Here is a 16,178-nt window from a genome sequence, read left to right on the forward strand (position 1 = left end):
CACGGGCGACGGACACGGGCGGCGGACGCGGGCGACGATCACGGGGAGCGAACACAGGTACGGACGTCGCCCGCGGTGCGGCAGAATTCCAGACATGGGGATAGTCGCAGGGTTGGACAGTTCGCCCGATTTCACGCGCATCGTGGTCTGTGACACGGACACGGGCGCCGTACTCAAGCAGGGGTATGCCCCGCATCCTTCGGAGAGCGCCGAGGGCAGCAGGCCCTCCGACGTCGATCCGCAGGCGTGGCTGCTCTCCCTCGGCGAGGCCGCCGGCGGCGGGCTGCTGGAAGGCGTGCAGGCCATCGGCGTGTCCGCCCAGCAGAACGCGCTCGTACCGCTCGACCAGCACGGCAACACCGTGCGGCCCGCGCTCGTCGGCAACGACCGGCGGGCGCAGGTGGCCGCCGTCGACCTCATCGACCGGCTCGGCGGCCGGGAGGCCTGGGCGCAGGCCGTGGGGTGCGTGCCGCAGTCCGCGCAGCCGGTGACGAAGCTGCGCTGGCTGGCGAAGACGGAACCGGAGGCGGCGCGACGCGTCGCCGCTCTCGTCCAGGCGCCCGACTGGCTGGTGTGGCAGTTGCTCGGCCGGCCCGCCCGGCGCACCACCGACCGCGGCGGCGCCTCCGGCACCGGCTACTGGTCGGCGGCGACCGGCTCGTACCGTCCCGATCTCGTCGAACTGGCCCTGGGCCACCAGGCGATGCTGCCCGAGGTGATCGGACCCGCCGAGGCCGCGGGGACGACTCCCGAGGGGCTGCTGATCTCCGCCGGCACGGGCGAGACGATGGCGGCGGCCTTCGGGCTCGGGGTGCAGCGGGGCGACGCCGTGGTGTCGCTCGGCGCTTCGGGCTCGGTGATGGCCGTGCACCACGAGGCGCTGGCCGACGCGAGCGGGAGCATCACCTCGCTGGCGGACGCCACGGGGATGCACCTGCCGGTGGTTCCGACGACGAACGCCGTACGGGTGCTGCGCGGCACCGCCGAGATGCTCGGGGTCACCGACCTTCAGGAGTTGTCCGCGCTGGCCGTGAAGTCCACGCCGGGCGCGCACGGGCTGGTGCTCCTCCCCTATCTGGAGGGCGAGAAGACGCCGAACCTGCCGCACGCGGCGGGGACGCTGACCGGGCTGCGGCGCGAGTCGATGAAGCCCGAGCACCTGGCGCGGGCCGCCTTCGAGGGCATGCTGTGCGGGCTCGGGGACGCGCTCGACGTACTGCGGGGGCGCGGGGTGGAGGTCCGGCGGGTGTTCCTGCTCGGGGCCGCCGCCGAGCTGCCGGCCGTGCAGGCCGTGGCGCCGATGCTGTTCGGTACGCAGGTCGTCGTGCCGCAGCCCGCGGACTACGCGGCGATCGGTGCCGCACGGCAGGCCGCCTGGGCGCTGACCGGGCAGCTGCCGCTCTGGCAGGGGGCCGCCGCGCAGGTGTTCGAGCCGGGCGAGGAGCTGACGGTGGGGCAGGCGGTGCGCCAGCAGTACGCGACGGTGCGGGAACAGTCCCATCCCGGTGCGTTCACGGCACCGGCCTCCTGACGGACACCCGCTATCCGGAAGGACATCCGGAGAACACCCAGGAGAACACCCAGGAGGGCACCCGTTTCCGGAAGGGAGCCTTCCGGGGGTGCCCTAGATCCTTAAGTCGGCCCACTTCTGTACCCGGGCTGAAATTTGACCCGGTCATGGGTTAATCGGTTGCACGGCGGCGGGTGGGGTGTCGGAGTATGGGGGCGACCTCGCCCACCGGCCGACACCCGACTCCTCGAGAGACCGAGCGTGCTCATACGACTTCTGCGGACCTATCTGCGTCCGTACCAGAAACCCATCGCCCTGTTGGTGCTGCTGCAGTTCCTGCAGACCTGCGCAGCGCTCTACCTGCCCACCCTCAACGCCGACATCATTGACAACGGTGTCGTCGAGGGGGACACGGGCTACATCCTCAGCTTCGGCGGCGTCATGATCGCCGTCACGGTCGTGCAGATGGTCTGCAACATCGGCGCCGTCTTCTACGGCGCGCGGACCGCCGCCGCCCTCGGCCGCGACGTCCGGGCCGCCGTCTTCGACCGGGTGCAGTCCTTCTCCGCGCGCGAGGTGGGCCAGTTCGGCGCCCCCTCGCTGATCACGCGCACCACCAACGACGTCCAGCAGGTCCAGATGCTGGTCCTGATGTCGTTCACGCTGATGGTGTCGGCGCCGATCATGTGCGTCGGCGGCATCGTGATGGCGCTCGGCCAGGACGTCCCGCTCTCCGGCGTGCTCGTCGCCGTCGTGCCCGTCCTCGGCATCAGCGTGAGCCTGATCGTGCGGCGCCTGCGACCGCTGTTCCGCACCATGCAGGTGCGTCTGGACACGGTGAACCGCGTGCTGCGCGAGCAGATCTCCGGCAACCGCGTCATCCGTGCCTTCGTGCGCGACACGTACGAGAAGGAGCGCTTCCGCAAGGCCAACGCCGATCTGACCGACGTCTCGCTCGGCACCGGCAAGCTGCTGGCGCTGATGTTCCCGATCGTCATGACCGTCGTGAACATCTCCTCGATCGCGGTGGTCTGGTTCGGCGCGCACCGCATCGACAGCGGCGGCATGCAGATCGGGGCGCTCACCGCGTTCCTCGCGTATCTGATGCAGATCGTCATGTCCGTGATGATGGCCACCTTCATGTTCATGATGGTGCCGCGCGCGGAGGTCTGTGCCGAGCGCATCGAGGAGGTCCTGGACACCCGCAGCAGCGTGGTGCCGCCGACGGCCCCGGTGCGTGAACTGCGCAGCCACGGGCATCTGGAGATCCGGGACGCGGGCTTCCGCTATCCCGGCGCCGAGGAGCCCGTCCTCAAGTCCATCCACCTGGTGGCGCGGCCCGGCGAGACGACCGCGGTGATCGGGTCGACCGGCAGCGGCAAGTCGACGCTGCTGAGTCTCGTGCCGCGGCTGATCGACGCGACCGAGGGCGAGGTCCTGGTCGGCGGCGTGGACGTGGGTACCGTCGAGCCCGCGCTGCTCGCCAAGACCGTGAGCCTCGTACCGCAGAAGCCGTACCTGTTCGCCGGCACCGTCGCCAGCAACCTGCGCTACGGCAACCCGGACGCCACCGACGAGGAGCTCTGGCACGCGCTGGAGGTCGCCCAGGCCAAGGCGTTCGTCGAGGGCCTGGAGGAGGGCCTGGACGCGCCCGTCTCGCAGGGCGGCACCAACGTCTCCGGCGGCCAGCGCCAGCGCCTGTCCATCGCGCGCACGCTCGTCCAGCGCCCGGAGATCTACCTCTTCGACGACTCGTTCTCCGCGCTCGACTACGCCACGGACGCGGCGCTGCGGGCCGCACTGGGCCGCGAGACCGCCGAGGCGACCGTCGTCATCGTCGCCCAGCGGGTGTCGACCATCCGGGACGCCGACCGCATCGTGGTCCTCGACGAGGGCCGGGTCGTGGGCACGGGCCGCCATCACGAGCTGATGGAGAGCAATGAGACCTACCGGGAGATCGTCCTCTCCCAGCTGACGGAAGCGGAGGCCGCGTAATGCCCCCTGGTGGTATGGGTGGACCGATGATGGGTCCCGACGCGCGGTCCATGGACTTCAAGGGCTCGGGGAAGCGGCTGCTGGCGCAGTTCAAGCCGGAGCGCGCCACGATGTACGCGATGCTCGTGGCCGGTGTCCTGAGCGTCGCGCTCTCCGTGGTCGGCCCGAAGATCCTCGGCCGCGCGACCGACCTGCTCTTCGCGGGCATCGTCGGCCGTGACATGCCCGACGGGGCGACGAAGGAACAGGCCCTGGACGCCCTGCGCGCCAAGGGTGACGGCGGCATGGCCGACATGCTCTCCGGGGTCGACTTCACGCCCGGCAAGGGCATCGACTTCGGCGCGGTCGGCGAGGTCCTGCTGCTCGCGCTCGGCACGTTCCTGGTGGCGGGCCTGCTGATGGCCGTGGCGACGCGGCTGTCGAACCGCGCCATCAACAAGACCGTCTTCCGGATGCGCGGCGACGTCCAGACGAAGCTGTCGCGGCTCCCGCTGTCGTACTTCGACAAGCGGCAGCGCGGCGAGGTGCTCAGCCGCGCCACGAACGACATCGACAACATCAACCAGACGCTGCAGCAGACGATGGGCCAGCTCATCAACTCGCTGCTGACGATCATCGGCGTGCTGGTGATGATGTTCTGGGTCTCGCCGCTGCTCGCGCTGGTGGCGCTGGTCACCGTGCCGCTGTCGTTCTTCGTGGCGACGAAGGTCGGCAAGCGGTCGCAGCCGCAGTTCGTGCAGCAGTGGAAGACCACCGGCAAGCTCAACGCCCACGTCGAGGAGATGTACACCGGGCACACCCTGGTGAAGGTGTTCGGGCGCCAGGAGGAGTCGGCGAAGGCGTTCGCCGAGCAGAACGAGCAGCTGTACGAGGCCGGGTTCAAGGCGCAGTTCAACAGCGGTGTCATGCAGCCGCTGATGTTCTTCATCTCCAACCTGAACTACGTCCTCGTGGCCGTCGTGGGCGGTCTGCGGGTCGCCTCGGGGTCGCTGTCCATCGGTGACGTGCAGGCCTTCATCCAGTACTCGCGGCAGTTCTCGATGCCGCTGACGCAGGTCGCCTCGATGGCCAACCTCGTGCAGTCCGGTGTCGCCTCCGCCGAGCGGATCTTCGAGATCCTCGACGCGGAGGAGCAGGAGGCCGACCCGGTACCGGGCGAGCGGCCGGAGAAGCTGCGCGGGCAGGTCGGCATGGACCACGTGTCCTTCCGCTACGAGAAGGACAAGCCGCTCATCGAGGACCTGTCCCTCGTCGTCGAGCCGGGCCACACGGTCGCCATCGTCGGACCGACCGGCGCAGGCAAGACGACGCTGGTGAACCTCCTGATGCGGTTCTACGAGGTCACGGGCGGCCGCATCACCCTGGACGGCGTCGACATCGCCACGATGTCCCGCGACGAACTGCGGTCCGGGATCGGCATGGTGCTCCAGGACACCTGGCTGTTCGGCGGCACCATCGCGGAGAACATCGCGTACGGCGCGCCGAAGGACGTCACGCGCGAGGAGATCGAGGAGGCGGCGCGCGCGGCCCACGCGGACCGTTTCGTACGCACGCTCCCCGAGGGCTACGACACCGTCATCGACGACGACGGCACGGGCGTGAGCGCGGGCGAGAAGCAGCTCATCACCATCGCGCGGGCGTTCCTCTCCGACCCGGTGATCCTGGTGCTCGACGAGGCGACGAGCTCCGTCGACACCCGTACCGAGGTGCTGATCCAGAAGGCGATGGCCCGCCTCGCGCACGGGCGCACGTCGTTCGTCATCGCGCACCGGCTCTCCACGATCCGGGACGCGGACACGATCCTGGTCATGGAGAACGGGGCGATCGTGGAGCAGGGGACGCACGACGCCCTGCTGGCGGCCGAGGGTGCGTACGCCCGGCTGTACGCGGCGCAGTTCGCGCAGGCCGTCGCCGAGGTCGACTGACGCGGTCGACCGGGGCAGTCGGCGGGACCGGGAGGGGTGCCCCTTGGGGGTGCCCCTCAGTCCAGGTAGCCCCTCAGCTGGTCCGCGAACGCGTGGTCGCGGAGTTTGTTGAGGGTCTTGGACTCGATCTGGCGGATCCGTTCGCGGGTGACGCCGAAGATCCGGCCGATCTCCTCCAGGGTGCGGGGCCTGCCGTCCGCCAGGCCGTAGCGGAGCTGTACGACCTTGCGCTCACGCTCGCCGAGCGTGGAGAGGACGGCTTCCAGGTGCTCGCGGAGCAGCAGGAACGCCGCCGACTCCACCGGGCTCGTGGCGTCGCCGTCCTCGATGAGGTCGCCGAGCGCGACGTCGTCCTCCTCACCGACGGGGGCGTGCAGCGATACGGGTTCCTGCGCCAGGCGCAGCACCTCGCTGACGCGCTCGTGCGGCAGGTCCAGGTGGGCGGCGACCTCTTCGGGCGTGGGCTCGTACCCGCGCTCCTGGAGCATGCGGCGCTGGACGCGTACGACGCGGTTGATGAGCTCCACGACGTGCACGGGCACCCGGATCGTGCGGGCCTGGTCGGCGAGGGCGCGGGACATGGCCTGGCGGATCCACCAGGTCGCGTACGTCGAGAACTTGTAGCCGCGGGCGTAGTCGAACTTCTCGACCGCCCTGATCAGCCCGAGGTTGCCCTCCTGGACCAGGTCGAGCATGGTGAGTCCGCGCCCCACGTAGCGCTTGGCGACGGAGACGACCAGGCGGAGGTTGGCCTCGATGAGGCGGCGCTTGGCCATCCGGCCCATGACGACCAGCTTGTCGAGGTCCAGGGCCAGTTGGGAGTCGAGGTCGGGGGTGTTGCTCAGCTTCTCCTCGGCGAAGAGGCCGGCTTCGACGGCGCGGGCGAGCTCCACCTCCTCGGCCGCGGTGAGCAGCGGGATCCGCCCGATCTCGCGCAGGTACTGGCGGAACAGGTCGGACGAGGGGCCGCCGGTGTCGGCTCGGCTGCGGGGTGCGGGCAGGTCGAGGATCTCCGGCTCCAGGGCCTCGGGGGCGTCAGAGGCCTCGTCCCGGGTCCCTTGCGCCTCGGGCTCCTGTGCCGTTTCCGGGTTCTGTGCCGATTCCTCCGAGGTCTGTGCCGGCCCGGGGGCCTGCGCCTCGTCCCGGGCCGTCTCCTGCGTCTGCGCGGCCTCGGGGTGCCGGGCGCCCCGGCTCTGCGGCGGAACCGCCTCCAGGACGTCGGGATCCGCTTCCGCGCGGGGCGCGGCGTCGGTCGTGGTGAGGGTCTGGGTCTGCACGGGGGCGACCTCCAGGGTGATCGCAGCTGAGGCGTGCGGCAACGGGAGAGGGACGACGGCCTCGCCGCTGTCCGTCCCGGACACGATGTGTGGAACCGCGGGGGTGTCGGACCCGCTGTCTGCGGGTCGGCCGCGCTCCGAGGACTCAGGCACCGGAACCCAGTGTGGGGCACGACACACGGCCGCCACGAGGGGCGTGCGGTGACTTTTTGAGTCCGTTCCGTGACCGCGTGGTTACCCGGCGGGTAACCCCGGGCCTCCGGGCGAACCCCCGCACTCCCCCTCAGGGGCGACTTCGGGCTTGCCTCAGAGGGCGTCCGCGCCCCGCTCGCGCAGCGCCTGCCCGTACTGCTGGAGGACCCACAACTCGTTCTGCACGGCGGCCAGGTGCTGGGGGTCGCCGCCCGCGCCGAGGCGGGCGAGGCTCCCCTGGACGTCGCGGATGCGGCGGTCGACGGCGCGCAGCCTGACCTGGACGAGCTGGATGCCCGCGTACATCTCGTCGACGGTCTTGCGCAGGATCGCCTCGACGGCGAGCTCGGTGACCATCGAGCGGACCGCGTCGTCCGGCGCCGCGTCGCGGACCCGGACGAGGTACTCCTGCGGGTCCTGTGCGCCGTACTCCGCGCCACCCGCCTCCTCGATGGCGCGGCGCACCGCGGCGTACGGCGGGGCGGTGAACTCGTCCAGGCCGTACGCGTCGAAGGCCGGGGAGACCAACTGCGGGTACTGCAGGGCCAGTTTGACCAGCTCGCGTTCGGTGCGGTGGGCGGGGCTGCGGAGGTTGAGCGCGGGGCCGCTGAAGCCCTGCGGGGCGGTCTCGTACGACGGGGAGGGGCGCTGGGAGGCGGGGGCGGGGCCCCGGCCGCCTCGGTCGCGGGCCCAGCGGGCCAGCTGGGCGACGCGCTTGACGACGAACTGGGTGTCGAGGATGCCGAGCATGCCGGCGAGCTGGACGGCGACCTCGTGCTGCGCGCCGCTGTTCTTGATGCGGGCCACCACGGGGGCGGCCTCGTCCAGGGCGGCGGCGCGGCCCGCGGGGGTCTCCAGGTCGTAGCGCGCGACGATCTGGCGCAGGGCGAACTCGAAGAGCGGTGTACGGGGTTCGACGAGGTCGGCGACGGCCGTGTCGCCCTTGGCCAGGCGCAGGTCGCAGGGGTCCATGCCGTCGGGGGCGATGGCGATGTACGTCTCGGCGGCGAACTTCTGGTCGTCCTCGAAGGCGCGCAGGGCGGCCTTCTGTCCTGCCGCGTCACCGTCGAAGGTGAAGATCACCCGGGCCGAGCCGTTGTCCATCAGGAGGCGGCGGAGGATCTTGATGTGGTCGCCGCCGAACGCCGTGCCGCAGGTCGCGATGGCGGTCGTGATGCCCGCGAGGTGGCAGGCCATCACGTCCGTGTAGCCCTCGACGACGACGGCGCGGCTCGACTTCGCGATCTCCTTCTTGGCGAGGTCGATGCCGTACAGGACCTGGGACTTCTTGTAGATCGGCGTCTCGGGCGTGTTCAGGTACTTCGGGCCGTTGTCGTCGTCGCGGAGCTTGCGGGCGCCGAAGCCCACGACGTCGCCGCCGATGTCGCGGATGGGCCACATCAGACGGCCGCGGAAGCGGTCGATGGGGCCGCGACGGCCTTCCTGGGAGAGGCCGGAGAGGGTCAGCTCCTTGTCGGTGAAGCCCTTGCCGCGCAGATAGCGGGTGAGGTGGTCCCAGCCCGCGGGGCTGTAGCCCACGCCGAAGTGCGCCGCCGCGGCCTGGTCGAACCCGCGCTCGGCGAGGAACTTGCGGCCGATCTCGGCCTCCGCGCCCTCCAGCTGGTCCACGTAGAACTGGGCGGCGACCTGGTGGGCCTCGACGAGGCGGATGCGCTCGCCGCGCTGGTGCGCGGGGTTGTACCCGCCCTCCTCGTACCGCAGCGTGATGCCCGCCTGGGCGGCGAGGCGCTCGACCGTCTCCGAGAACGTGAGGTGGTCGATCTTCATCACGAAGGCGATCGTGTCGCCGCCTTCCTGGCAGCCGAAGCAGTGGAAGAGACCCTTGCTCGGGCTGACCTGGAAGGACGGGGACTTCTCGTCGTGGAAGGGGCACAGGCCCTTGAGGTTTCCGCCCCCCGCGTTGCGCAGCTGGAGATAGTCGGAGACCACGGCGTCGATCGGGACCGCGTCCCGAACCGCCTTCACGTCTTCGTCATTGATCCTTCCGGCCACGTAGGAATACTACGGCTCGCCTGTGACACTCCTGCCCGGGCCGTCACCCCAGCAGCGACGCCAGGGGGGTCGACGGGTCGGCGAGGGCGTCGGGATCGGGGCGCGAGCCCTGCCGGATCAGCTGCTGGATCGGCTCCGTGACGTCCCACACATTCACGTTCATCCCCGCGAGGACCTGGCCGTCGCGCAGCCAGAAGGCGATGAACTCGCGCTTGCCCGCGTCACCGCGGACCACCACTTGGTCGTACGCGCCCGGGGGCGCCCAGCCCGAGTACTCCAGGCCCACGTCGTACTGGTCGGAGAAGAAGTACGGCACGCGGTCGTACGTGACGTCCCGGCCGAGCATCGCGCGGGCGGCGGCGGGGCCGCCGTTGAGGGCGTTGGCCCAGTGCTCCACGCGCAGGCTCGCGCCGAAGAGCGCGTGCCGGACCGCGGCCACGTCGCCCGCCGCGTAGATGTCGGGGTCGGAGGTGCGCAGGGACGCGTCGACGGCGATGCCGCCGCCGGCCGCGCGGTCGGCCAGGTCGAGGCCCGCGGACTCGGCGAGGGACGTGCGGGGGGCCGCGCCGATCGCCGCGAGGACGTCGTGCGCCGGGTGCTCCTCGCCGTCGTCCGTGCGGGCGGCGAGGACCATGCCGTCCTGGCCGACGATCTCGGTGAGCCGCGCGCCGAAGTGGAAGCGGACGCCGTGCTCGGCGTGCAGGTCGGCGAACATCTGGCCGACCTCGGGGCCGAGGACGGCGTGCAGCGGGGTCGGCTCGGGCTCGACGACGGTGACCTCCGCGCCGTACTCCCGGGCGGCCGCCGCGATCTCCAGGCCGATCCAGCCCGCGCCCGCGATCACCAGGTGGCCGTTGTCCCTGCCGAGGGCGGCGAGGACGTGGCGGAGGCGGTCGGCGTGCGCGAGCCTGCGCAGGTGGTGGACGCCCGCGAGGCCGGTGCCCGGCACGTCCAGGCGCCGGGGCTCCGCGCCGGTGACGAGCAGCAGCTTGTCGTAGCGGATGACGGTGTTGTCGCCCAGGCGCACGGACTTCGCGTCGCGGTCGACGGCGACGACGGTCTGGCCCAGGTGCAGCTCGACGTCGGCCTGCGCGTACCACCCGGGTTCGTGGACGAAGACGCTGTCGCGCTCCTCCTTGCCCAGGAGGTATCCCTTGGACAGGGGCGGGCGCTCGTAGGGGTGGTCACGCTCGTCGCCGATGAGGATCACCCGGCCGGTGAACCCCTCGGAGCGGAGCGTCTCGGCCGCCTTCGCGCCGGCCAGACCTCCTCCGACAATGACGAACGTCTGATCCGCGTCGACCACTTGATGCCTCCTTGCCCGGGGTACCGGGGGTGTCCCCCGGAAGAACACAGCTTTGCCACTCTTGACACAGGTCTTTGCCGCCACAGGGAGCGTCCCGCACGCAGCGTGATGGGGGAAGGGGGCACGGCCCCGACTGTCCACATCTCGTCACGCCCTGTGGTCGCCGCGAGGTCACCGTCGTTTCACTGGGGCCTCGCCGTCAGTCGGGTGTGCAGCGCGCGGGCCGCCGCGTCCGTGAGGGACGCGATCTGGTCGACGACGACGCGCTGGGCGGCGCGGTCGTCGGCCGCCTCGTCGTACAGCGCGCGGAACTGCGGGTCGAGCCCGTCGGGGGCACGCGCGGTGAGCGCCTCGGCGAGCTCGGCGACGACGACGCGCTGGTCCGCGCGGAGCCGCTCCTGCGCGGGGCGCTGCATCACGTACCGGTCGGCGACGGCCTTGAGGACCGCGCACTCGTACCGGGCGGCGCGGGGCACGACGAGCTCGGCCGCGTACCGCGTGAGGGGCCCCTTCCCGTACTTCGCGCGCGTGGCGGTCTCCGCGGCCAGGCAGAAGCGGCCGATGAGCTGGCTGGTGGCGTCCTTCAACCGGGCCTGGGCGACGGCCGATCCGTCGTACCCGTGCGGCCACCACTCCTGGTCCAGGAGGCGGTCGAGCGCCTGGGCGAGCTCTTCGGGGTCGGTGTCCTCGGGTACGTAACGCCCGCGCGCCACCGCGTAGATGTCCTGCCGCTCGGGCTCGGCGTGCAGGGCGTTCGGATCGATGTGTCCGGCGTGCAGGCCGTCCTCGAAGTCGTGCACCGAGTACGCCACGTCGTCGGACCAGTCCATGACCTGCGCCTCGAAGCAGGTGCGCCGGCCCGGCGACTCCTTGCGGACCCAGTCGAAGACCGGCCGGTCGTCCTCGTAGACCCCGAACTTGGGGGAATCCGGGTCGGTGGGGTGGGCGCCGCGCGGCCAGGGGTACTTGGTGGCGGCGTCCAGGGCGGCGCGGGTGAGGTTGAGGCCGACGCTGACGAGCTCGTCGGTGGAGCCGGAGCGGACGAAGCGCTTCGGCTCGATGCGGGTGAGGAGCCTGAGCGACTGGGCGTTGCCCTCGAAGCCGCCGCAGTCGGCCGCCACTTCGTTCAGCGCCTGTTCGCCGTTGTGCCCGAAGGGCGGGTGGCCGAGGTCGTGGGAGAGGCAGGCCGTCTCCACCAGGTCGGGGTCGCAGCCGAGGGCGGCGCCCAGCTCGCGGCCCACCTGGGCGCACTCCAGGGAGTGCGTCAGACGGGTGCGGGCGCTCGCGTCCCAGGCCTGGCTCCTGGTGCCGGGCGTGACGACCTGGGTCTTGCCCGCGAGCCGGCGCAGCGCCGAGGAGTGCAGGACACGCGCGCGATCGCGCTGGAAAGCCGTGCGCCCCGGCCTCTTGTCGGGCTCGGCGTCCCACCGCTCGCCGGCCGCTTCGTCGTAGGCGGTGTAGGCGCTGTAGGCGGTGCAGTCCTCGTGTCGCACGTTCGGTGCTGTGCCTTCCATGCACCGACAGTAGACGCAAGCAGTGACAAACAGGGATCTGGCCCCTTGGATTCGGCCTCCGTCAGACGCTGGTCAGGCGGCGTCGGCGGGCCGGAGCCGGGGCGGTGCGTGCCTGGTCGTAGCGGTGCAGGACGAGACGCGCGAGCGCCGGGTGGGCGCCGAGGGGCGCCGCGGAGATCCACGGGGCGACGGCCGCGCACTGGGCGGCGAAGCGGCCCGGCGCGGTGAAGTGGGCGGCGACGGCGATGCGGGTGCGCCCCTTCGCGGCCAGCGCTTCGACGGCCTGCGGCACGGTGCGCGGGCAGGCCGCGGTGGGCGCCGCGTAGGCGGGGACGACGGGGACGCCCAGGCGTTCGGCGAGCAGCACGGCGGCGCTCTGTGTGTCGGCGGCCGACTCCGGGTCGCGGGAGCCCGCGGCGGCGAGGACGACCGCGTGCCGCGGTCGTGCGCCCGCGCCCGGCAGCCGTGCGGGCCAGCCCGCCTCGACGAGCCGGTCGTGCAGCGCCTCGGCGAGCAGCGGGTGCGGCCCGAGCGGCCCCGCGACGCGGATGTCGAGGCCCGGCACGTCGGCGGCGGCCGCCGGGATGTCGCGCTTGACGTGCTGACCCCGGCTCAGGAGCAGCGGCACGAGGACGGCCTGACGGTCGTGGTGCGCGGCGAGCTCGCCGAGGGTGTCGGTGAGCAGCGGCTCGTTCAGCTCGATGTGGCCGGGGCGGACGGCGAGGCCGGGGCGCTGCTCGCGGATCCGCTCGGCGAGGGCCAGGACGGTGGTGAGGGCGCGGGGGTCGCGGCTGCCGTGGGCGACCAGGACGAGGGTGGGTCCGGGGTCGGGCCGCGGGGCCGGGCGGCGGGTGCCGTTGAGCGAGACAAGGCGGAGCTGGGTGCCGAGTTGGCTGGTGATGTGGTCCATGAGGTGCGCCGTACTGTCGAGGTGGGTGGGACCGGGCTCGTCGCGCAGAGGGTTCGACGGCGTCATGGACCGAGGATGGCCGGGACATATTGCGGGGGCGTTGCGCGGCCGTGACGGCTGTTTTCCCCGGGTTCACGGTGGACCCGGGGATGTTGTCAGGGTCTTCTCGGGGGAGTTTCGGGGACACGGACCGCCGAGGTCGCCGGTGGGGCCGTCTACGGTTGTGGCAGTGATCGGATCAGGGGAGATCCGGTGGGCACGGGGCCGGCCTATGGGCTGGGTACGGGGGCGGATCACAGGTGGAACAGCATGGGGAACGTCAGGAGCGCGGAGGCCGTGAGGAAGGCGGAGACCGTGCGGGGCGGCCGGGGCGGGCCGGGCGGCTGAGGCCACCCGCATGGCTGCGCAGGCCTGGTCGGCCGCGCAGGCCCGCGTGGCTGCGCCTGCCGCGCACGCGGACGGAACGGCGGCGGTCCGTGCAGGCGGTGATGGTCCTGTGCGTGCTCGCGCTGCTGCCCGCGACCTGGCTGTTCGTGACGACGGGCGACAAGGTGGGCACGGTCGCGGACGCGCCGCGCACCCGGGTCGCGATGGTCTTCGGCGCCGGACTGTGGAAGGGCGAGCCGTCGCCGTATCTGGCCCACCGGCTGGACGCGGCGGCCGAGTTGTACCGCAAGGGCCGGATAGAGGTCGTGCTCGTCACGGGCGACAACAGCCGCGAGGACTACGACGAGCCGGACGCCATGCGCGCCTACCTGAAGAAGCACGGTGTGCCGGGCCGGCGGATCGTGAGCGACTACGCCGGCTTCGACACGTGGGACTCCTGCGTGCGGGCCAAGAAGATATTCGGCGTGGACCGGGCGGTGCTGATCAGCCAGGGCTTCCACATACGCAGGGCGGTCGCGCTGTGCGACGCGGCGGGTGTCTCCTCGTACGGGGTCGGGGTGGACGCCGTGCACGACGCGACCTGGTACTACGGCGGGGCGCGGGAGGTGTTCGCTGCGGGCAAGGCGGCACTCGACGCGGCGTTCCACCCGGACCCGCACTTCCTGGGCCCACGGGAGCCGGGCGTGGAGCGGGCACTCGCCTCGCACCGCTGAGGGCACACGCTGAAGCGGCGCGGGGAACTGCGCGACCGGCCGGAGGAGGAGGGGACCTCACCGCGCGCCCCGAGCTGCGATGAGGTGGGCTTACCCCGCGGGTAACGAACGGACGCGGGGCCGCGTAACAAGCCCCGCGCACGCTGACCGTATGCACTCCACGGCGACTTCGACCCACTGTCCGTACTGCGCACTGCAATGCGGGATGGGCCTCATCAAGGGCCCCCGAGGGGTGGAGGTCGTGGAGCGCCCGGGGTTCCCCGTCAACAGGGGAGCCCTGTGCGGCAAGGGCCGCACGGCACCCGCCGTGCTCTCCTCCCGGGTGCGCCTGACGGAGCCGCTCGTCCGGTCCCACGCCACGGGCAGGCTCACGCCGGCCACCTGGGAGGAGGCGCTCGACCGGATCGCCGACGAGCTGTCCCGCGCCCGTGCGGAACACGGCGCGGACGCGTGCGGAGTGTTCGGCGGAGGCGGCCTGACCAACGAGAAGGCGTACGCACTGGGGAAGTTCGCGCGGGTGGCGCTCGGCACGTCGCAGATCGACTACAACGGGCGGTTCTGCATGTCGTCGGCGGCGGCCGCCGGGCAGCGGGCGTTCGGGCTGGACCGGGGGCTGCCGTTCCCGCTGGAGGACATCCCGCGCACCGGCTGCGTGATCCTCGTCGGGTCGAACCTCGCCGAGACGATGCCGCCCGCCCTGCGGTACCTGACGGAACTGCGGGCGAACGGCGGCACGTTGATCGTCGTGGACCCCCGGCGGACGCGGACCGCCGAGGAGGCCGACCTGCACCTGGCACCGCGGCCGGGCACGGACCTCGCCCTGGCGCTCGGCCTGCTGCACCTGGTCGTGGCGGAGGGCCGCACGGACGGGGCGTACATAGAGGAGCGGACGAGCGGATGGAAGGAGGCGCGGGCGGCGGCGATGGCGCACTGGCCCGAGCACGTCGAGCGGATCACCGGCGTGGCGGTGCCCGAACTTCGCGAGGCCGTACGGCTCTTCTGCGAACCCGACGCGGCGATGGTGCTCACCGCGCGCGGGCCCGAGCAGCAGTCCAAGGGCACGGACACCGTCGGGGCGTGGATCAATCTGTGCCTGGCCACGGGGCGCGCCGGGCGGCCGCTGTCCGGGTACGGCTGCCTGACCGGCCAGGGGAACGGTCAGGGTGGGCGCGAACACGGCCAGAAGGCGGACCAGTTGCCCGGGTACCGCAAGCTGACCGACCCGGCGGCGCGGGCGCACGTGGCGGAGGTCTGGGGGGTGGATCCAATGTCCCTGCCGGGCCCGGGCAGGTCGGCGTACGAGCTGCTCGACGCGTTGGGCGGCGACATCAAGACGCTGCTCCTGATGGGGTCCAACCCGGTCGTCTCGGCGCCGCGGGCCGCGCACGTGGAGGAACGGCTGCGTTCGCTCGACTTCCTTGCGGTGGCGGACGTGGTGCTGTCCGAGACGGCCCGGCTGGCCGATGTGGTGCTGCCGGTGACGCAGTGGGCCGAGGAGACGGGGACGGTGACGAACCTGGAGGGGCGGGTGCTGTTGCGGCGCCGGGCCGTGTCCGCGCCGCCAGGGGTGCGCAGCGACCTGGACGTGCTGCACGGGCTCGCGGCGCGGCTCGGCCACGGGAAGGGGTTCCCGGCCGACCCGGAGGAGGTCTTCGAGGAGTTGCGCCGGGCGAGCGCGGGCGGCCCCGCGGACTACTCGGGGATCAGCTACGAGCGGCTGCGGGCGGGAGAGGGCGAGGGGGTCTTCTGGCCGTGTCCCGCGGGGGCGGGGGCGGGGGCGGGGGCGGATGGTGACCTGGGTGCGGACGGTGAAGGGATGGCGGCCGGAGGCGGTGTTGAGGTTCCCCGTCGCGGGGGGCCGCACCCCGGGACGCCTCGGCTCTTCCTCGACCGGTTCGCCACCGAGGACGGGCGGGCGCGGTTCGTGCCGGTGGTCCACCGGGCCGCCGCGGAGGAGCCGGACGCGGAGTATCCCGTGCTGCTCACGACGGGACGGGTGCTCGCGCAGTACCAGTCCGGGGCCCAGACGCGGCGCGTCGACGAGCTCAACGATGCCGCCCCGGGGCCCTTCGTGGAGCTGCATCCGCGGCTCGCCGCGCGTCTGGGGGTCGGGGAGGACGATCCGGTCGCCGTCGTCTCACGGCGTGGCCGCGCGGTGGTCCCGGCGCGGGTCACGTCGGCGATCCGCGCCGACACGGTCTTCATGCCGTTCCACTGGCCGGGTGAGGGGCGGGCCAACTCCCTGACGCATCCGGCGCTGGATCCCGTGTCGCGGATGCCGGAGTTCAAGGTGTGCGCGGTGCGGCTGGAACGGGTGGCGGAGGTGGGGCGGGCCCGGGACACCGCGCGTCCGGGCCCACCGACGTCGGACCAGGGCCTGACCGGGCCGGACTGGGGCGGGTCCGGCGGAGCGGGGCAGATCCTGGGGTCCTAGGA

General features: G+C 72.3%; 10 protein-coding genes. 5 read left to right on the forward strand and 5 right to left on the reverse strand.

The features are described 5' to 3' along the window. The first annotated feature begins 94 nt into the window (after positions 1-94). From ACZ592_RS29665 to ACZ592_RS29675, 3 genes are all read left to right on the forward strand, one after another. A complete protein-coding gene (locus tag ACZ592_RS29665) occupies positions 95-1,531 on the forward strand; it encodes an FGGY family carbohydrate kinase (RefSeq protein WP_471584719.1) in 1,437 nt (478 codons plus the stop codon). A 240-nt stretch (positions 1,532-1,771) separates the two neighbouring features. Beyond that, a complete protein-coding gene (locus tag ACZ592_RS29670; protein ID WP_471584720.1) occupies positions 1,772-3,505 on the forward strand; it encodes an ABC transporter ATP-binding protein in 1,734 nt (577 codons plus the stop codon). A 14-nt stretch (positions 3,506-3,519) separates the two neighbouring features. Then, complete coding sequence (locus tag ACZ592_RS29675; RefSeq protein ID WP_471584721.1) at positions 3,520-5,430, forward strand: ABC transporter ATP-binding protein; 1,911 nt, start codon at positions 3,520-3,522, stop codon at positions 5,428-5,430. A gap of 56 nt (positions 5,431-5,486) precedes the next feature. Here ACZ592_RS29675 and ACZ592_RS29680 read toward each other — a convergent pair whose 3' ends face one another. The 5 genes from ACZ592_RS29680 to ACZ592_RS29700 all read right to left on the reverse strand — a co-directional run bounded on the left by ACZ592_RS29680 (position 5,487) and on the right by ACZ592_RS29700 (position 12,708). After that, entirely contained in the window at positions 5,487-6,860 is a 1,374-nt protein-coding gene (locus ACZ592_RS29680; protein ID WP_471584722.1) for an RNA polymerase sigma factor, read from the reverse strand. A gap of 153 nt (positions 6,861-7,013) precedes the next feature. Beyond that, positions 7,014-8,912 (reverse strand): DNA primase, encoded by a 1,899-nt coding sequence (gene dnaG / locus ACZ592_RS29685; protein WP_471584723.1) that lies wholly within the window; start codon positions 8,910-8,912, stop codon positions 7,014-7,016. Positions 8,913-8,955: 43 nt separating this feature from the next. Beyond that, positions 8,956-10,218 (reverse strand): NAD(P)/FAD-dependent oxidoreductase, encoded by a 1,263-nt coding sequence (locus tag ACZ592_RS29690; RefSeq protein WP_471584724.1) that lies wholly within the window; start codon positions 10,216-10,218, stop codon positions 8,956-8,958. A 182-nt stretch (positions 10,219-10,400) separates the two neighbouring features. Beyond that, a complete protein-coding gene (locus tag ACZ592_RS29695) occupies positions 10,401-11,732 on the reverse strand; it encodes a deoxyguanosinetriphosphate triphosphohydrolase (RefSeq protein ID WP_471584725.1) in 1,332 nt (443 codons plus the stop codon). A gap of 61 nt (positions 11,733-11,793) precedes the next feature. Beyond that, the gene (locus ACZ592_RS29700) at positions 11,794-12,708 is read right to left on the reverse strand and encodes a sirohydrochlorin chelatase (protein WP_471584726.1); all 915 of its coding nucleotides are present in this window, start codon (positions 12,706-12,708) and stop codon (positions 11,794-11,796) included. Between the two features lie 335 nt (positions 12,709-13,043). Between ACZ592_RS29700 and ACZ592_RS29705 the strand changes: the two genes are divergently transcribed. After that, entirely contained in the window at positions 13,044-13,742 is a 699-nt protein-coding gene (locus ACZ592_RS29705; RefSeq protein ID WP_471584828.1) for a SanA/YdcF family protein, read from the forward strand. A gap of 151 nt (positions 13,743-13,893) precedes the next feature. After that, the gene (locus tag ACZ592_RS29710) at positions 13,894-16,176 is read left to right on the forward strand and encodes a molybdopterin oxidoreductase family protein (RefSeq protein WP_471584727.1); all 2,283 of its coding nucleotides are present in this window, start codon (positions 13,894-13,896) and stop codon (positions 16,174-16,176) included. The last annotated feature ends 2 nt before the right edge of the window (positions 16,177-16,178 follow it).

The sequence above is a fragment of the Streptomyces sp. NPDC040622 genome (assembly GCF_055593965.1).